The following is a 13892-nucleotide window of genomic DNA, read 5'->3' as shown; positions in this document are numbered from 1 at the left end:
ATTACTCAAGCCATTGCACTACGCTGATGTGTTATTAATTGTACCTCTAGCTACAAAAGCGTTTTGAACGAGTCATCTAATTTAACAATTTTGGCACGTTTATTGTTCCATTTTTAGTTTTCGGCAGTATTATCATTCCAATTGCCAAATTTTTGGTATCAGTGATTAATGGCAGAATAAACGTTTTGAGCTTTGTCGTGGCAATATTATGGTTCCATTTTTGGCAATATTATCCTTCCACCGACAACCTGTAACCTTTTCCCTGTACAAATTAACTAACATTATCAACCCTTGTAATTAGTTAATTTCGAGGCGAAAACGCTTAAATGCTCTAGCTGCTTCAGGAATTAGCTCAATGTACCAATACCCATTCGTTTCATCTGCAAACCAATTAACTATTGCAAGTGCTGGTTGACCAAATTCATCATCTTTTACTCCAAAGAATTTGCAAAAACTTGCGCCTAAATGGCCAATTTGTCCAGGAGAATCACCATCATATTCAGCAGCTTCAGATAACTCCCAAGTACGTAATCTGCGATTATCTTTCATAAAGTAACAATGCTGATATAACTTATCCAAGATAGCTTTATGTCCTAGAGTTAATCCCTCATAAATTGAATGGAATGCCTCTAGATATTCTTCTTCGGAAAAAATACAACGTTCAGCATATTTAACCACTTTATTATTCCCATTTCTATTTCCCAGAATACCAATATTGAGAAAAACAAAGCTTGATGTCAACGGTAATATTTACCATATCTCATGTTTGAGATTGTCAAATCGCAGCAAGAGGTTTATTATACCTTTGCTGCGATTTGAACCTTAATTGCGTGTAGCTTCCAGTAGGCGAGAAAAATAGAAGCGAGTCTTCGTCATTGCCCGTCGTTGCAAAGAAAAGCCATTGCTTTCTAAGATTTTCACCACATCAGCCTCACGATGTAAATAAGCACGAGTGGCTTTACTTGGCCCAGGAAAGAAACTGCCAATTTTCTTGAGTATAGTCAGGGCGCAGGTCTTCGGCGCAAAACTGAGAATTATCCGCGACTGTGCCAAAGAACAGAGGTGAGATATCATCTCATCGGCTTTTTCTTGAGGGTAATGGATGAGAACATCTAGGCAAATAACGGTATGGTAGCTACCACTCAACGATTCTAAATCCTGCACGGCAAAAGTAGGATTTTCGTTATTTCCCAAAGTTTGCTTTGCTCTATCTCTGCCTTCTTCTACCATTTTTTCCGAAATATCGGTGGCATAGACTTTGGCACCATCTACTGCTAAGGGAATGCTGAGACTACCGACACCACACCCAGCATCACAGATTGATAGCTCTGGTAAATTGTTATCAGCCTTCAGCCAACCGAGAACTGTATCCACAGTTTGCTGGTGTCCATTGCGGATGTCTAATTGGACTTTGTTGACTTCGCCATCGCCGTAGATTCGCTTCCAACGGTCAAACCCTGTGGAATTGAAATATTCGCGAACAATCGTTTTGTCATCGGCTGCGTTCATAAACTTCGATTTTTAGGGGTTCCCAATGCTTAAAATTATCATTGATAGGAACCCATAAGAGCGGTCTTCCAGATTTTTCCAGATGAGAGTTGCCCCCTGAATCTAGCACGCTTCAAATTGCTTGACGCTTGATAAATAGTACTATTATGGTTTTTTTGGCATACCCTTAGACCCTGTGAATTTAGGGTGGTGTTGAGCTAAAAAAGAAACATGAAAATTATTAAACCCATCACCAATTGGTTAGAAACCCGCGCCAGTGCCCCTGCATACGGCGGTTGGGTACTAGCTGCAACGGCTATTTGTTTTTTTGGCGCAGGTATCAATACGATGGCTGGTTGGCTTTACGCCATTAGCGGCATTAGTTTTGCCCTTTTGGGTGTAGCAGCCATCTTACCGCCGCGATCGCTCACAGGTCTATCCATCACCCGCCGTCCCATGCAACCAGTGTCAGCAGGCGACGATCTCACGGTGGAATTAGAAATCTGCAATCAGACACAGCAGCCTGTCAGCTTATTGCAAGTTGAAGATATATTGCCCTTCGTTTTAGGGAAACCAGTACAAAAGGCAATCGAAACAATTCCTAGCCAAGGTAGTTACCGTTGGGTATATTACCACCCGACTCAGCGCCGGGGTGTTTATCGCTGGCACACAGTCGAACTTGGTTCTGGTGCGCCTTTGGGGTTGTTTTGGTGTCGCCGTCAGCGTGATTGCGCTGCCACAGCGATCGTTTATCCCACAGTGTTACCCTTGGCTACCTGCCCCCTAATAGACGAAATGGGGCAAGAAGAGAGCAAAAGAGGCGATCCTCGTGGTAGACCCTTGCAGACAGCGACAACGGGGCTGGTGCGATCGCTCCGTCCCTACCGTCTAGGAGATCCTACTCGCTTGATTCACTGGCGGACTAGTGCCCGCTATGGCGAATTAAGGGTGCGGGAGTTAGAAATGGTCACAGGTGGACAAGAAATAGTTATTGCCCTTGACAGTGCTAGCAATTGGGAAGAAGAAAACTTTGAACAAGCAGTAATTGCCGCAGCATCACTGTATTTTTATGCACATAAACAAGAATTAGAGGTGCAATTATGGACAGCATCAACAAATTTAATTAAAGGCGATCGCTTTGTTCTAGAAACCTTAGCAGCAACCAGAGCCTTAGAAGATGCCAGTTCAGTAATTCCTAAAAGCTATCCTTTGATTTGGCTGACTCAGAATCCTCTGAGCCTTGCTACTCTTCCTCAAGGCAGTCGCTGGGTTTTGTGGCCAAATCTTTCCTCAGCAGCAGAACCAGAAGTAATCAATTGGGAACACCCTGGTATAGTTTTGCAAAGCGATGGTTCACTGCAACCCCAGCTACAAAAAACATTACATTCATAAATCAATTCAAATTTTATAATTTCAAAGACTGCTGACAATTTCAGCTTCTGCGATTTCTGAGATTTTCTCCGATCCCAGGACACCAGATATATCAGCCTTTGAGCAAAAGTAAAACGATTTGAGCAGGTAAGGTTGGGGAAATACACCCAGTAATCCCTTAGTGAGGCTGAGGTACAATGCAAAGAAATATTTAAATTATGAACGACATGATCGCATCAGAACATAACACAAAATCCAGCGATAAAAGCCTAGAGGCAATGCGGCATTTTTCCGAACAATACGCCAAGCGTACTGGAACATACTTCTGTTCTGAACCTTCTGTCACCGCAGTTGTGATTGAAGGACTAGCCAAACATAAAGACGACCTGGGTGCGCCTTTATGTCCTTGTCGCCATTACGAAGATAAAGAAGCTGAGATTCACGCCACATATTGGAACTGTCCTTGTGTGCCAATGAGAGAACGCAAAGAGTGCCATTGCATGTTATTCCTCACCCCTGACAATGAGTTTGCTGGAGACAAACAAGAAATTTCTCTAGAAACAATCAAAGAAGTACGAGACAGCATGGGATGAGCGAAATCATCCCCCAAGAGTTTTGGCAAGGCGTAGAACAGTTCAATTCTGGACAGTTCTACGCTTGTCATGACACTTTAGAGGCTTTGTGGATTGAAGCAAGCGAACCGGAAAAAAGCTTTTATCAAGGCATTCTCCAAATTGCTGTGGCATTGTATCATTTGGAAAATCGGAACTGGCGAGGTGCTGTAATTCTATTGGGAGAAGGCAGCAATCGCCTACGCCGTTACCCATCTAGTTACGGCGGCGTTGACGTAGATGAGCTATTGAGCGAGAGCGCAGCGTTGTTAACGACATTACAACAAATCGGGCCAGATAAAATTGCTGCTGGCGACCTGGGCGAAAATCAAGTCTTATCTTTGCCTAGAATTGTGCTAAGTACTGATTAGACATCTAGTTAAATTATGCGTTACCCGGAATCCTTGGTAGGCAAAATTCATCTAGCCGAGGGCTTCCCGTACCACTACGTGGAAGCAAGCTACGCGTAGCGTCTTTGTTAAAAGAAGAGTATTGTGCCCACGTCATTTTCACTTCTTATGTCAATTAGCTGAAACCTTGAGGTTAGGGGTAGCGTCACTATTTCAGCCAGTAGTTATCAGAAATCGCTCCAGATTGTATATTTCATAATCTGGATAAAGTACTTGAGATAATTAGAATGCAAGCTGAAATCCTAAATCCCCAATTGCTATGATGCCCTGCTATCAATTGCCCTTATCACAGATACGTCGTTTTGGATTAGCTTTAATGCTGCCAGCTGCACTCTTGGGCGCTTTTGCCTTCCCTACCCAAGTGCAAACTGCTACTGCACAAACAGCTGAGGCAAATCGCCCCCTGACTATCCGCGCTGATGTGCAAGAATATGACGCGAAAAATCAAGTAATCACTGCTCGCGGTAATGTGCAAATGTTGTATCCGGCTCGCCAACTTCAGGCAACATCTGCCCAAGCACAGTATTTTAGTAAAGAACGCCGAATTGATTTCAGTGGCAATGTCTATATTTTGCAACAGGGCGGTAACAGTATTCGGGCAGAGAAAGTAACCTATTTAATTGATGAAGGGCGATTTGTTGCTTTACCCCAATCCAACCGTCAGGTAGAGTCCATCTACATGATCGAGGAATCAAATAATAGTGGACAAACTGCGACACCTGCCCCAAAGACGCCACCTTTGAAGCCTTCTAATTAGCATTTACCACCAAGAAAGGGTGCTTCCAGAGTGAAAATTGTTTTAGAGAATATTCACAAATCTTACGGCAAGCGAGTAATTGTCAATCGTGTCAATCTTTCTGTTGCTCAGGGCGAAATCGTTGGTTTACTAGGCCCCAATGGGGCTGGTAAAACGACGACTTTTTACATTGCCACAGGTTTAGAAAAACCCAATCAAGGAAAAGTTTGGCTGGGTAATGTAGACGTGACGGGAATGCCAATGCATCAAAGGGCACGACTGGGTATTGGTTATCTAGCACAAGAACCAAGTGTTTTTCGCCAGCTCTCGGTAGAGGATAATATTCTGTTAGTGCTAGAGCAAACTCATGTGCCACGATGGGAGTGGTCAATCCGACTCAGAACTTTACTGCGAGAGTTTCGGTTGGAAAAATTAGCTAAAAGTAAAGGAATTCAACTTTCTGGTGGTGAGAGACGGCGGACGGAATTAGCAAGGTCTTTAGCTGCTGGACGAGAAGGGCCAAAATTTTTACTTTTGGATGAACCATTTGCGGGAGTCGATCCGATCGCAGTCTCAGAAATTCAGCAAATCGTCGCACAACTGCGCGATCGCGGCATGGGAATCTTAATTACAGATCATAATGTCCGTGAAACCCTCGCTATCACCGATCGGGCCTACATCATGCGTGAGGGACAAATCCTCGCTTTTGGCGCTGCTGAAGAACTCTACAGCAATCCCCTCGTGCGGCAATATTATTTAGGGGATAATTTTCAAGTCTAAATTAACAATTATTTAGTTAATAATTTCAAAGGATATTTTGATTTTTGATTCTTCAGCATGAATTTTATGAATTCATTTTAGTTCTGTTTTCTCAGCTATTGAGAATTAAACTTTGATACTGAATAAATTAGATACACCAGTTTGCAATTAAGTGAGGTAGAGAGCCTAAACTTAAAGACCAGATATAAAGACTATTTTTCTCCTGCCTCCTGCCTTCTGCCTCACTTCTCCTGTCGGAGACGCTGCGCGAACGACTACGCTCAGTGACCAACTGCCTCCTGCCTCCTGCCTTCTGCCTCCTACCTCCTGCCTTCTGCCTCCTGCCTCCTACCTCCTGCCTTCTGCCTCCTGCCTCCTGCCTCCTGCTATATACTTTGCTTTGCCAGGGTTGCCAATATCTAAATTTTCAAGTTGCTTATGATATCAAAGAAACTCCCGTTTTTTAATAGTCTTTATTCGCTGCTGCCTTTTACGATCATGGATCGCTATCTTGCCAGCGAATTGTTAGCGCCGTTTTTCTTTGGTGTCGGAGCTTTTTCATCAATTGGCGTCACCATTGATGCTGTATTCGATCTCGTCAGAAAAATTGTCGAATCTGGGCTACCTATAGACATTGCTATTCAAGTTTTTTTGTTAAAATTTCCCAATTTTATCGTTTTAGCTTTCCCCATGTCTACGCTGCTGGCTACTTTGATGACCTACAGTCGTCTTTCTAGCGAGAGCGAACTAATTGCTTTGCGTGGTTGTGGCGTCAGTGTCTATCGCATGGTGCTAACTGCTGTGATGTTAAGTCTTGTGGTTACAGGAATGACATTTGTGTTTAACGAAGAAATTGCACCAGCAGCAAATTATCAAGCGGCGATGACTCTGGATAAAGCACTCAAATCAGACAAGCCAACTTTTAAACAACAAAATATTTTCTATCCTGAATACCAGGATGTTGTCCAGCCGGATGGCTCTAAGAATCGGATATTGACACGCTTGTTTTACGCCGACCAATTTGATGGTAAGCGGATGACAGGGTTGACAATTATAGATCGCTCAACAAAAAATCTGAATCAAATTGTGGTATCAGAATCTGCTCAGTGGAATCCTTCTCAAAATGTCTGGGATTTTTACAACGGTACAATCTATTTTGTTGCTGCCGATCGCTCTTACCGCAATATCGTTAAATTTGAACATCAACAACTGCAACTACCGCGCACGCCATTAAGTCTGGCAGAAAAAAGCCGCGATTATGGTGAGATGAATATTTCTGAAGCACTAAATCAACTAGAAGTGGAAAATCTTGGTGGCGATCACCAAAAAATTCGTAAACTTGAAGTGCGGATTCAACAAAAAATCTCTTTACCTTTTGTATGCGTGGTTTTTGGCTTAGTAGGCGCAGCGATGGGAAGCATACCCCAGCGAACAGGGAGAGGTACTAGCTTTGGGATTAGTGTCGTAGTTATATTTTCATACTACTTAATTTTCTTTATTAGTGGGGCGATGGCACAAGCAGGTGTCCTTTCTCCCTTTATGGGGGCTTGGTTGCCCAACTTTCTTTTTTTGGGAATAGGTTTATTCTTATTAATGCGAGTTGCGAGAAGGTAAATTGAGGAGGATGCGGAAGTAGATAAACAATATTAAACATCTGGTGAAATTAAATATGTGTTATCCATAACCCTTGCAGAAACATAGCAGTGGTACGTCTCTACATTTATTTTCACCAGATGTCTATTATTCTCCCTCATCCCCCACTTCAATTACGGATGATAATTTCGACATTGTGGTGCATCGGGGTTTTCCTTGCAGTATTCTTCAAAAGAAACTTTCGCTGATATCATACCCTCAGCTTTCTGGTGAGCTGCTTCTGCCTGAAGTTCTTCTACCTCATCCCAGGCAGCTGCACAGGGTTTAGAATAAGCACCTTGTTCAGTGCAAATAGCACGAGCTTGCTCAATTGCTTTTTGAATTCTCTCCTCCAGCAGTAGCGCTTTTGGCGCTTCCACAAAGTCGCTTTTAGTCAAAATGTCGGTAATCGAGATGATGCCCAACAACTTGCCTTGAATCACAGGTGCGCGATGAATACCAGTATTAGCAAATAACCGCGCTACATATTCCACACCCAAATCAGGATTTACCACAATGCAGGGCTTGCTCATAATTTCATAAACCCGCACTTGCTTTGGATCTTTTCCGTAGGCTGTTATCTTATAAACAATATCTGTTGCTGTGACAATGCCATAAGCATCATTCTCATGGCGGCAATCCACAACCAGCGCCCGCAATCCTTTGTCCTTCATCAGCCCCACCGCTTCAGCAACAGTTGCCGAACCGCGAATGGTAACTACGTCTTTAGTCATGATATCTTCAGCTTTCATCATTGTTGTAGTCTCCTGGTTAATAGTCCGGTGCAGCACTGCGCCCTCATGGACGTATCGAAGCATTGCAGCGCACAGTTTGCTCTAACTAAAAAGTAAAAAAAGTTGAACTTTTGCCCAGCTACAACAATAAATTAGACCAGTTGTCAACTTCTGATGTTATCCAATGTAACCAATGCCCAAAAACCTAGCATAAATTGCGATCGCATTCTGCCGATCGACAAATATTTATTTTTTAATTGCCGAAAATTGCCGCATTTTCCAGAAATAGCTAGAAATCCAATTGGTAATAATATGAGCGACAATCGGCACTAACAAGTTGCCCGTGAGCAGGGCGCTATATGCCAATATCATCCCGACAATTGTTGCCCAAATTACGTAAGGCCATTGTTGGGAACCGCTAAAATGCAAGATGCCAAAGCAAAGACTGGATACAATTACAGCTGTAAGATCGGAGCCTAAAGCTGGCAGGATCACACCTCTAAATAACAATTCTTCACTCAATCCTGGTAGCAACCCCAGCCAAATTAAATCTGGTAAAGCTAAAGGCTTCAGTACTACTTCTAGGTAATAATCTGCACTCTTACGATAGGCAGCCCATAGGCGATAAGTTAAGCCACTTAACGCGGTGAGCACAAACCCCAACCCTACACCTAACAGCGCTTCTCTTGGATTCAAGTCCCAAGAAAATAGCGAAAAGTTGCCAAGGTATAACGAAAGTTTGGCGACTATCAACAAAATGATTGCAGTCGCTCCCATCGCCCCAAGTACTTGGATGCGCGTTAGGTATGGAATTTCTGGCTCTTGCTTTTGTTGTTCAATCACAGGTTTTAGGGGGAGAGGGGCAGGGGAGCAGGGGAGCAGGGGAGCAGGGGGGCAAGGGAGAATAATTTTTAGCTGTAATTCAGGGAATTAGTATGAATTCTAACTTTATACTTCTGCCTCCTGCCTCCTGCCTCCTTGCTCCTAACTAATGGACTGCAAAGGTAATAATTTGGGACGGAGAGCGGAGGGATTGATGCCTGCTTTGTGTGCTACCAATACACCTACTGCTTCTAAATATGAGTTTACCTGTATAGATTTGATCCCCAAAGGTTGGGGAGGAACTTTTATTAGAGTTTTATTTTCTTCTACTGTAATTATTTGGCATCGTCTTTGGCTTAAACTCAGTAAGGCACTGCTACCACAGGCAGTTGCAGGTACGATCGCAGCATCCACTTCATCTGCCCAAATATCTCCTTTCTCTGATGCAATCGCTCCTTTATCTATTATAAATTGTGGGGCACGACTTAATCCGACAAGCACGCAGGGCAAAAAGGTATAGCCTAATTCTTCGGCGGCGGAACGCGGAGATAAATCAGGTTGTGGAGGTTCGCTCAAAAGTGCGGGAGAATGGGCGCAAGGAATTTGAAAGGTTCGCACTAGCAAATGGCTAATTACGGCTTCTGCACCCGCCAGAGAATCTACGCCTTCACCTTGGCGATATTTCTGTACTGCTTCCTCATCCATATCATCGGGGAAACGGGCTACAACTGCGATCGCTTCTGCCCCCGCTTTTTTAATTAATATCTCGGCTGCCCGTAACAAGCTATCCGGGTTGCCAATTGTTCCCCAACTAGCTCCCGATCCTGTAGTCCGCAATTCTACATTTAATGGTGCATCAGTAATTACATAATCTGTTAGAGTCAATCCCAAAGTTGCTCTGACTGCATCGGCTGCTTGTATATGTCGTAGGCGTAATTCTGGCTCAATGGCTTGATCTAAAAGCAAACCTACTTTGTTGCTGCGGACTGGACGCAGACCCCAGCATCCAGAAGCAAATTTGTCAAGCCCGTAACCTTCAACATAGAAAGCATTGGGGAGGTTCCAATACAAACTTGCGCCATTCAGGACATTGGGGTGAGTAATTAGGCGATCGCAAACCTGCGCTATGACTTTGGCAACAGGTAAAGCATCTCCTGCATAACCCCCAATGGCAGCCCCAACGCCTGTCGGTACAATTAAAATAGCGGTATATGGACGATTCATCTTAAGTTAAGAGTGATGAGTGATGAGTTTATGAATCACAAGCCATCAAATCCTAACTCTTGTACAGACGCGATTAATCCCGTCTCTCTTAATCGCGTCTATCCTAACTCTTAACTGTCGTGACAACGGCTTCAACTGTAGCTTTTTGTTCGTCAGTATCCACAGAAGTAACTGCCCAACGCAGAGGTTCGCCTTGTTTTTTTAACTCTGTTTCAATTACTTCTAGCAACTCTGCGGGAGTTTCTTGTAAATCAATTTCTGCCGTAATAAAATGAGTTGTCATTTTGGTAAATCCTGTTGATTTGTAGTTTCTAGAATACCTGACTTCATCTGCAATGAAATACTTGCGTAATTTATCAGATTTGGTAATCTCCGCGAACAGTTATTCAGTTATGAATAATCATCCGATATACTGATAACTGTTCGCTGATTATTTGCCTTTGCCAAATTGTAACTGATAAACTACGTCTTCCTTTTCCGTCTCAAGTTTCAAATCAGAAAGGGGTTTGGCAACACAAAGCAATACGTAACCTTGCTTTTGCAAATCTGGACTAACGCCCATACCATCAGTTTGATCCACAGTTCCCTGGCTTATTTGACCGGCGCAAGTTGTGCAGACACCTGCATTGCAAGAACTCGGCAGTTCCAAACCAGCAGCATCGGCAACTGATAAGATCGTTTCATTCTCAGGAACTTGCAAGGTATGAATTTTGCCTTGGTGATCGATTTCTACGGTGTAAGTTTTGGGCATATACAAAAGAAGCGTGATGCAACGGACAAATGTATTAGTTTATCTGAATCAGTTAGAAATATCCAGATGTTACTATAAAAATTTAGGTAAAAGATTGATAATTATAGCAACTAATCCTGAACAGGTTTTAGATTAGTAACATTATTTACTATACAATACACAAATAAATTAGTTAAATTTGCTTACTATAAAATATGCGCGATCGCGTTTCTTTAGAGACTGTATCTGTAAGTCTGCCTTTTGGCATTGGTTCGATGTCTTGGAAAGTTGACACCACACAAAAGAAGGCGGCTTGGTCGCTTTATGTGGAATTGGTGACACGCATTGCTGTACAACCTTTGGAAGTTGACCAGGGTTTGGTACGAGAAGCGATGAACTCTCTTTATAGTTTATTTGGTACAACCCGCGAAGTTCTCAAAGCCGCCGGGCCGGATGTGGGTGCTTCTCGTGATTCTGTGGGGGGAATTGCGATCGCAGTGTTGAATAATGGGTTAAGGCCGTTTTTGGCTAAATGGCATCCGTTGTTGCAAGCGTGGGAAGCTAGACGACCTGTGGGGGTGAGTCCCAAGGAACATGAGCAGAGTTGGTCAGAGGAACCCAAGTTGCGAAGTGAGTTGGAAGTTTTGCGCGGTGGGTTGGAAGATTACGCGAAGGCGTTGGCAAAAATTGCAGGTGTGGAGGAGTAAGTAATGGTACAGTTTGATGTTTTTCTGGCTCACAATAGTGAGGATAAACCTCAAGTTAGAAAAATTGCTCAAGAACTCAGGCAGCGTAAGCTAAAGCCGTGGTTAGATGAGGAGCAAATTCCACCGGGACGGCCATTTCAGGATCAAATTCAAATGGCGATTCAAAGTGTTAAATCTGCTGCTATTTTCATTGGCCCTACAGGATTAGGAAAATGGCAAATAATGGAATTGCGATCGCTCATGGCTAAACTTGTAGAAGCAGATATCCCTGTAATTCCCGTCTTGTTACCAAAGGTGCAAGGAATTCCAGACTCTTTGGACTTCCTTAGGCAGCTAAATTGGGTGAATTTTGCAAATGGATTAGATGATAGTAGAGCGCTAGATAATCTAGTGTGGGGAATTACCCAAAAACAGCCAATAACCCAAGTTCAAGCTGATAACCTAGCCTCTCAAAAAGGCATAGACTACACTATACTACGCAACATACTAGCAGAAAAAAACTGCAACTGGGAGGAAGCCAACCAAGAAACCTATCGGGTGATGATTCAGGCTAAAAAAGGTGGCAACTTTTGGTTCACCTTAGACGAACTCTTAAATTTTCCTTGCACTGACTTACGCACAATTGACCGCTTATGGGTAAAATACAGCAAAGGACACTTTGGCTTCAGCGTCCAGAAGGAAATTTACTTGAGCGTTGGCGGAGCAGCAGACGGCAAGTATTATGAGGAAGCCTGGGAAAGGTATGGCGATCGCGTTGGATGGATAAAAAGAGGTAGTTGGATCAATTACGACGAAGTAACTTTTGATATTTCTTCCCCTAAAGGACACCTCCCTAAGTGGAGTCCGATTCCCCCCTCCCTTTTTGAGGAGTTTGGGCCGGGCGGGTCGCGGGGGCGCGGGTTCTCTTCTCTCGCATCGAGACTTGTAAACTGTAACATCTAAGGCTTTCAGACATTTAAAAAGATTTCTTACAAACCCCAAATGCACGGTATAATCAACATTTCATAACTCCGATACCTGGCACTGCGGGGTTATAGCAATTCGCCAGAATAAACTTTTCTGCTACCTCATGCACTTCAGTATCTTCTGTGACTCTCTGCTTGTCCCAAGGTAAACTCATCTGTCCCGGTGACTTCTTCTTACCCTTATTTTTCAAAGAAGGCAAAAAACGACTACCCCAATGATTCCTTGTTTCAGGCTTTGGCTTTGGTCAATATTTCTTACAAAACTGGCGATATCTAGCAGCGCATTCTTCCAACGTCCTCCCCAATAGCAAAAACGCTGGATGCCACTGAGTGATACCATCATTACTCAAACGGTCATGAGTCCCGTAATTGCTGAAGTCATAGAAAAATCCCTGCTGTATTCCTGCGGCTTTCGGGTTGGCGTGGATATATCGCAGAGTATTTAACGCCCGACGTTTATCTGTATTGGCAAAACCTGTACTGTGGTAGCGCTTTTCCCAAAAACTTGTGGTGAGCGAAGTCGAACCATGCCCCGTGCGGTTGAGCATTCGGTTAAAACACATAGCAGTATACCAATTCAACCAGTGCATAATTTTCGGTAAATCTTCTGGTTGTTTTGGTTCCAGCAGATAATGCACATGATTGCTCATAATGCACAAGGCATAGAGTTTAAATTGATATTTTTCCTGTGCCTTTTTGACGGCATACAGAAAGACTTCGCGGCATTCTAAGCGCGTTAGGCGAAATTCGCGGTTATTGCAGCGAGTCGTGATGTGGTAGCAAAAGCCAGGTTGCAAGTTACGTTGAGGGCGAGGCATGAAAAAAATCGTTAAAATACCACGCTTGGTATTATGCACTCACCAATAAACTTTGGTCATCAATGTTATAAGGTTGACTCTTAAAGTTACAACATTAAGCCTTAAGGTTACAGCATTAAGCCTTAAGGTTACAGCATTAAGCCTTAAGGTTATAACATTAAGCCTTAAGGTTACAGCATTAAGCCTTAAGGTTATAACATTAAGCCTTAAGGTTACAACATTAAGCCTTAATGTTATAGCGCTCGCAGTTGACATAGAATACAGACCATTTGTAGCAGCACAGCAATGCTGTGCCCTATTGTCTATTGCTTAAACATAATATTATTTTGCTGAAAATCAACCTTTTATGATTAAATCCGAGAAATCACGGACATAAATAAAAACTTTCACTAAAAAAATGCGCTTTTTGCTGAACCAAAATCCAAGTTAATTGAGACAAAATAGCTCTGTAAAACTTTTAAAAGTGTAAATTTATGGCTCGAAAAAAACGTAGTTCCCGGATTTTAGAAAAAGCTGAATTTAGAGTTGCCGGGCTAAAAGCTATCGATCCACAGATCAATTTTGATGATACTCACAACTTGCAAAACCTGACTCAATTAATAGACAATTTTCACAATGTGCTTGATGATTATAACGCTGCTATAGCTATGATTGACTCTTCTAGAAATAAGTTGGATGAGATGGAAAAAACCTTAAGTCAGGTTTCAGACAAAATGCTGACATGGGTTGGTTGCAAGTACGGCAAAAATAGCAATGAATATGAACTTGCAGGCGGCGTTAGAGACAGCGAACGTATCCGTAAAAGCAGATTGACACGCTTGAAAGCTAACACAGATAAAACATCAGATGAAAATGCAATAACCGCCTAGCATCGCTACGCGGAAG

18 protein-coding genes are annotated in these 13892 nt (G+C 42.9%); 9 read left to right on the top strand and 9 right to left on the bottom strand.

Going from position 1 to position 13892, the window contains the following annotated elements; all coding sequences use genetic code 11:
- Window positions 1–297 precede the first annotated feature (297 nt).
- Entirely contained in the window at window positions 298–741 is a 444-nt protein-coding gene (locus AC1F2U_RS25210; protein WP_480263569.1) for a hypothetical protein, read from the bottom strand.
- A gap of 81 nt (window positions 742–822) precedes the next feature.
- Complete coding sequence (gene bchM, locus AC1F2U_RS25205) at window positions 823–1509, bottom strand: magnesium protoporphyrin IX methyltransferase (protein WP_480263567.1); 687 nt, start codon at window positions 1507–1509, stop codon at window positions 823–825.
- 210 nt (window positions 1510–1719) lie between these two features.
- Between bchM and AC1F2U_RS25200 the strand changes: the two genes are divergently transcribed.
- The 6 genes from AC1F2U_RS25200 (at window position 1720) to AC1F2U_RS25175 (ending at window position 6989) form a co-directional block, all read left to right on the top strand.
- Window positions 1720–2880, top strand: coding sequence for a DUF58 domain-containing protein (locus AC1F2U_RS25200; protein ID WP_480263566.1), 1161 nt, complete (start codon window positions 1720–1722; stop codon window positions 2878–2880).
- Between the two features lie 206 nt (window positions 2881–3086).
- Complete coding sequence (locus AC1F2U_RS25195; RefSeq protein ID WP_099100573.1) at window positions 3087–3452, top strand: ferredoxin thioredoxin reductase catalytic beta subunit; 366 nt, start codon at window positions 3087–3089, stop codon at window positions 3450–3452.
- A complete protein-coding gene (locus tag AC1F2U_RS25190) occupies window positions 3449–3841 on the top strand; it encodes a DUF309 domain-containing protein (protein ID WP_480263565.1) in 393 nt (130 codons plus the stop codon). The genes AC1F2U_RS25195 and AC1F2U_RS25190 overlap by 4 nt, the downstream gene beginning before the upstream one ends.
- Before the next feature lie 298 nt (window positions 3842–4139).
- Window positions 4140–4637, top strand: a complete 498-nt coding sequence (locus AC1F2U_RS25185) for an LptA/OstA family protein (protein ID WP_480263564.1) — start codon at window positions 4140–4142, stop codon at window positions 4635–4637.
- 30 nt (window positions 4638–4667) lie between these two features.
- Entirely contained in the window at window positions 4668–5396 is a 729-nt protein-coding gene (gene lptB / locus AC1F2U_RS25180) for an LPS export ABC transporter ATP-binding protein (protein ID WP_480263563.1), read from the top strand.
- Between the two features lie 477 nt (window positions 5397–5873).
- Complete coding sequence (locus AC1F2U_RS25175) at window positions 5874–6989, top strand: LptF/LptG family permease (RefSeq protein ID WP_480263562.1); 1116 nt, start codon at window positions 5874–5876, stop codon at window positions 6987–6989.
- 152 nt (window positions 6990–7141) lie between these two features.
- Here the strand turns inward: AC1F2U_RS25175 and AC1F2U_RS25170 are convergent, their stop codons facing one another.
- The 5 genes from AC1F2U_RS25170 to AC1F2U_RS25150 form a co-directional block, all read right to left on the bottom strand.
- Entirely contained in the window at window positions 7142–7762 is a 621-nt protein-coding gene (locus AC1F2U_RS25170; RefSeq protein ID WP_480263596.1) for a CP12 domain-containing protein, read from the bottom strand.
- Between the two features lie 225 nt (window positions 7763–7987).
- Entirely contained in the window at window positions 7988–8584 is a 597-nt protein-coding gene (locus AC1F2U_RS25165) for a CPBP family intramembrane glutamic endopeptidase (RefSeq protein ID WP_480263561.1), read from the bottom strand.
- 141 nt (window positions 8585–8725) lie between these two features.
- Window positions 8726–9787, bottom strand: a complete 1062-nt coding sequence (locus AC1F2U_RS25160; protein WP_480263560.1) for a DUF3326 domain-containing protein — start codon at window positions 9785–9787, stop codon at window positions 8726–8728.
- A 103-nt stretch (window positions 9788–9890) separates the two neighbouring features.
- Entirely contained in the window at window positions 9891–10070 is a 180-nt protein-coding gene (locus AC1F2U_RS25155) for a hypothetical protein (RefSeq protein WP_012408584.1), read from the bottom strand.
- Window positions 10071–10217: 147 nt separating this feature from the next.
- Window positions 10218–10538, bottom strand: coding sequence for a 2Fe-2S iron-sulfur cluster-binding protein (locus AC1F2U_RS25150; protein ID WP_480263559.1), 321 nt, complete (start codon window positions 10536–10538; stop codon window positions 10218–10220).
- A gap of 194 nt (window positions 10539–10732) precedes the next feature.
- On the opposite strand from AC1F2U_RS25150, the gene AC1F2U_RS25145 reads away from it, so the two are divergent.
- Window positions 10733–11224 (top strand): hypothetical protein, encoded by a 492-nt coding sequence (locus AC1F2U_RS25145; protein WP_323200641.1) that lies wholly within the window; start codon window positions 10733–10735, stop codon window positions 11222–11224.
- Window positions 11225–11227: 3 nt separating this feature from the next.
- Window positions 11228–12166, top strand: coding sequence for a GUN4 domain-containing protein (locus AC1F2U_RS25140; RefSeq protein ID WP_480263558.1), 939 nt, complete (start codon window positions 11228–11230; stop codon window positions 12164–12166).
- Between the two features lie 52 nt (window positions 12167–12218).
- Here the strand turns inward: AC1F2U_RS25140 and AC1F2U_RS25135 are convergent, their stop codons facing one another.
- Both AC1F2U_RS25135 and AC1F2U_RS25130 read right to left on the bottom strand, forming a co-directional pair.
- Complete coding sequence (locus AC1F2U_RS25135; protein WP_480263557.1) at window positions 12219–12344, bottom strand: hypothetical protein; 126 nt, start codon at window positions 12342–12344, stop codon at window positions 12219–12221.
- 90 nt (window positions 12345–12434) lie between these two features.
- On the bottom strand, window positions 12435–13007 hold the full coding sequence (locus AC1F2U_RS25130) for a transposase (RefSeq protein WP_480263556.1): 573 nt from the start codon (window positions 13005–13007) through the stop codon (window positions 12435–12437).
- A 473-nt stretch (window positions 13008–13480) separates the two neighbouring features.
- Between AC1F2U_RS25130 and AC1F2U_RS25125 the strand changes: the two genes are divergently transcribed.
- A complete protein-coding gene (locus AC1F2U_RS25125) occupies window positions 13481–13876 on the top strand; it encodes a hypothetical protein (RefSeq protein ID WP_414512195.1) in 396 nt (131 codons plus the stop codon).
- The last annotated feature ends 16 nt before the right edge of the window (window positions 13877–13892 follow it).

The organism is Nostoc sp. LEGE 12454 (genome assembly GCF_056620565.1).
This window is presented reverse-complemented; position numbering and strand designations above follow the sequence as displayed.

What these genes read in the sequence shown, in the direction of transcription:
- AC1F2U_RS25185 (WP_480263564.1), top strand. Translation starts at nt 4,140, where the DNA reads ATGATGCCCTGCTATCAATTGCCCTTATCACAGATACGTCGTTTTGGA.
- AC1F2U_RS25140 (WP_480263558.1), top strand. Translation starts at nt 11,228, where the DNA reads ATGGTACAGTTTGATGTTTTTCTGGCTCACAATAGTGAGGATAAACCT.
- AC1F2U_RS25150 (WP_480263559.1), bottom strand. Translation starts at nt 10,538, where the DNA reads ATGCCCAAAACTTACACCGTAGAAATCGATCACCAAGGCAAAATTCAT.
- AC1F2U_RS25175 (WP_480263562.1), top strand. Translation starts at nt 5,874, where the DNA reads ATGGATCGCTATCTTGCCAGCGAATTGTTAGCGCCGTTTTTCTTTGGT.
- AC1F2U_RS25135 (WP_480263557.1), bottom strand. Translation starts at nt 12,344, where the DNA reads ATGAGTTTACCTTGGGACAAGCAGAGAGTCACAGAAGATACTGAAGTG.
- AC1F2U_RS25200 (WP_480263566.1), top strand. Translation starts at nt 1,720, where the DNA reads ATGAAAATTATTAAACCCATCACCAATTGGTTAGAAACCCGCGCCAGT.
- bchM (WP_480263567.1), bottom strand. Translation starts at nt 1,509, where the DNA reads ATGAACGCAGCCGATGACAAAACGATTGTTCGCGAATATTTCAATTCC.
- AC1F2U_RS25195 (WP_099100573.1), top strand. Translation starts at nt 3,087, where the DNA reads ATGATCGCATCAGAACATAACACAAAATCCAGCGATAAAAGCCTAGAG.
- AC1F2U_RS25190 (WP_480263565.1), top strand. Translation starts at nt 3,449, where the DNA reads ATGAGCGAAATCATCCCCCAAGAGTTTTGGCAAGGCGTAGAACAGTTC.
- AC1F2U_RS25130 (WP_480263556.1), bottom strand. Translation starts at nt 13,007, where the DNA reads ATGCCTCGCCCTCAACGTAACTTGCAACCTGGCTTTTGCTACCACATC.
- AC1F2U_RS25145 (WP_323200641.1), top strand. Translation starts at nt 10,733, where the DNA reads ATGCGCGATCGCGTTTCTTTAGAGACTGTATCTGTAAGTCTGCCTTTT.
- AC1F2U_RS25160 (WP_480263560.1), bottom strand. Translation starts at nt 9,787, where the DNA reads ATGAATCGTCCATATACCGCTATTTTAATTGTACCGACAGGCGTTGGG.
- AC1F2U_RS25170 (WP_480263596.1), bottom strand. Translation starts at nt 7,762, where the DNA reads ATGATGAAAGCTGAAGATATCATGACTAAAGACGTAGTTACCATTCGC.
- AC1F2U_RS25155 (WP_012408584.1), bottom strand. Translation starts at nt 10,070, where the DNA reads ATGACAACTCATTTTATTACGGCAGAAATTGATTTACAAGAAACTCCC.
- AC1F2U_RS25125 (WP_414512195.1), top strand. Translation starts at nt 13,481, where the DNA reads ATGGCTCGAAAAAAACGTAGTTCCCGGATTTTAGAAAAAGCTGAATTT.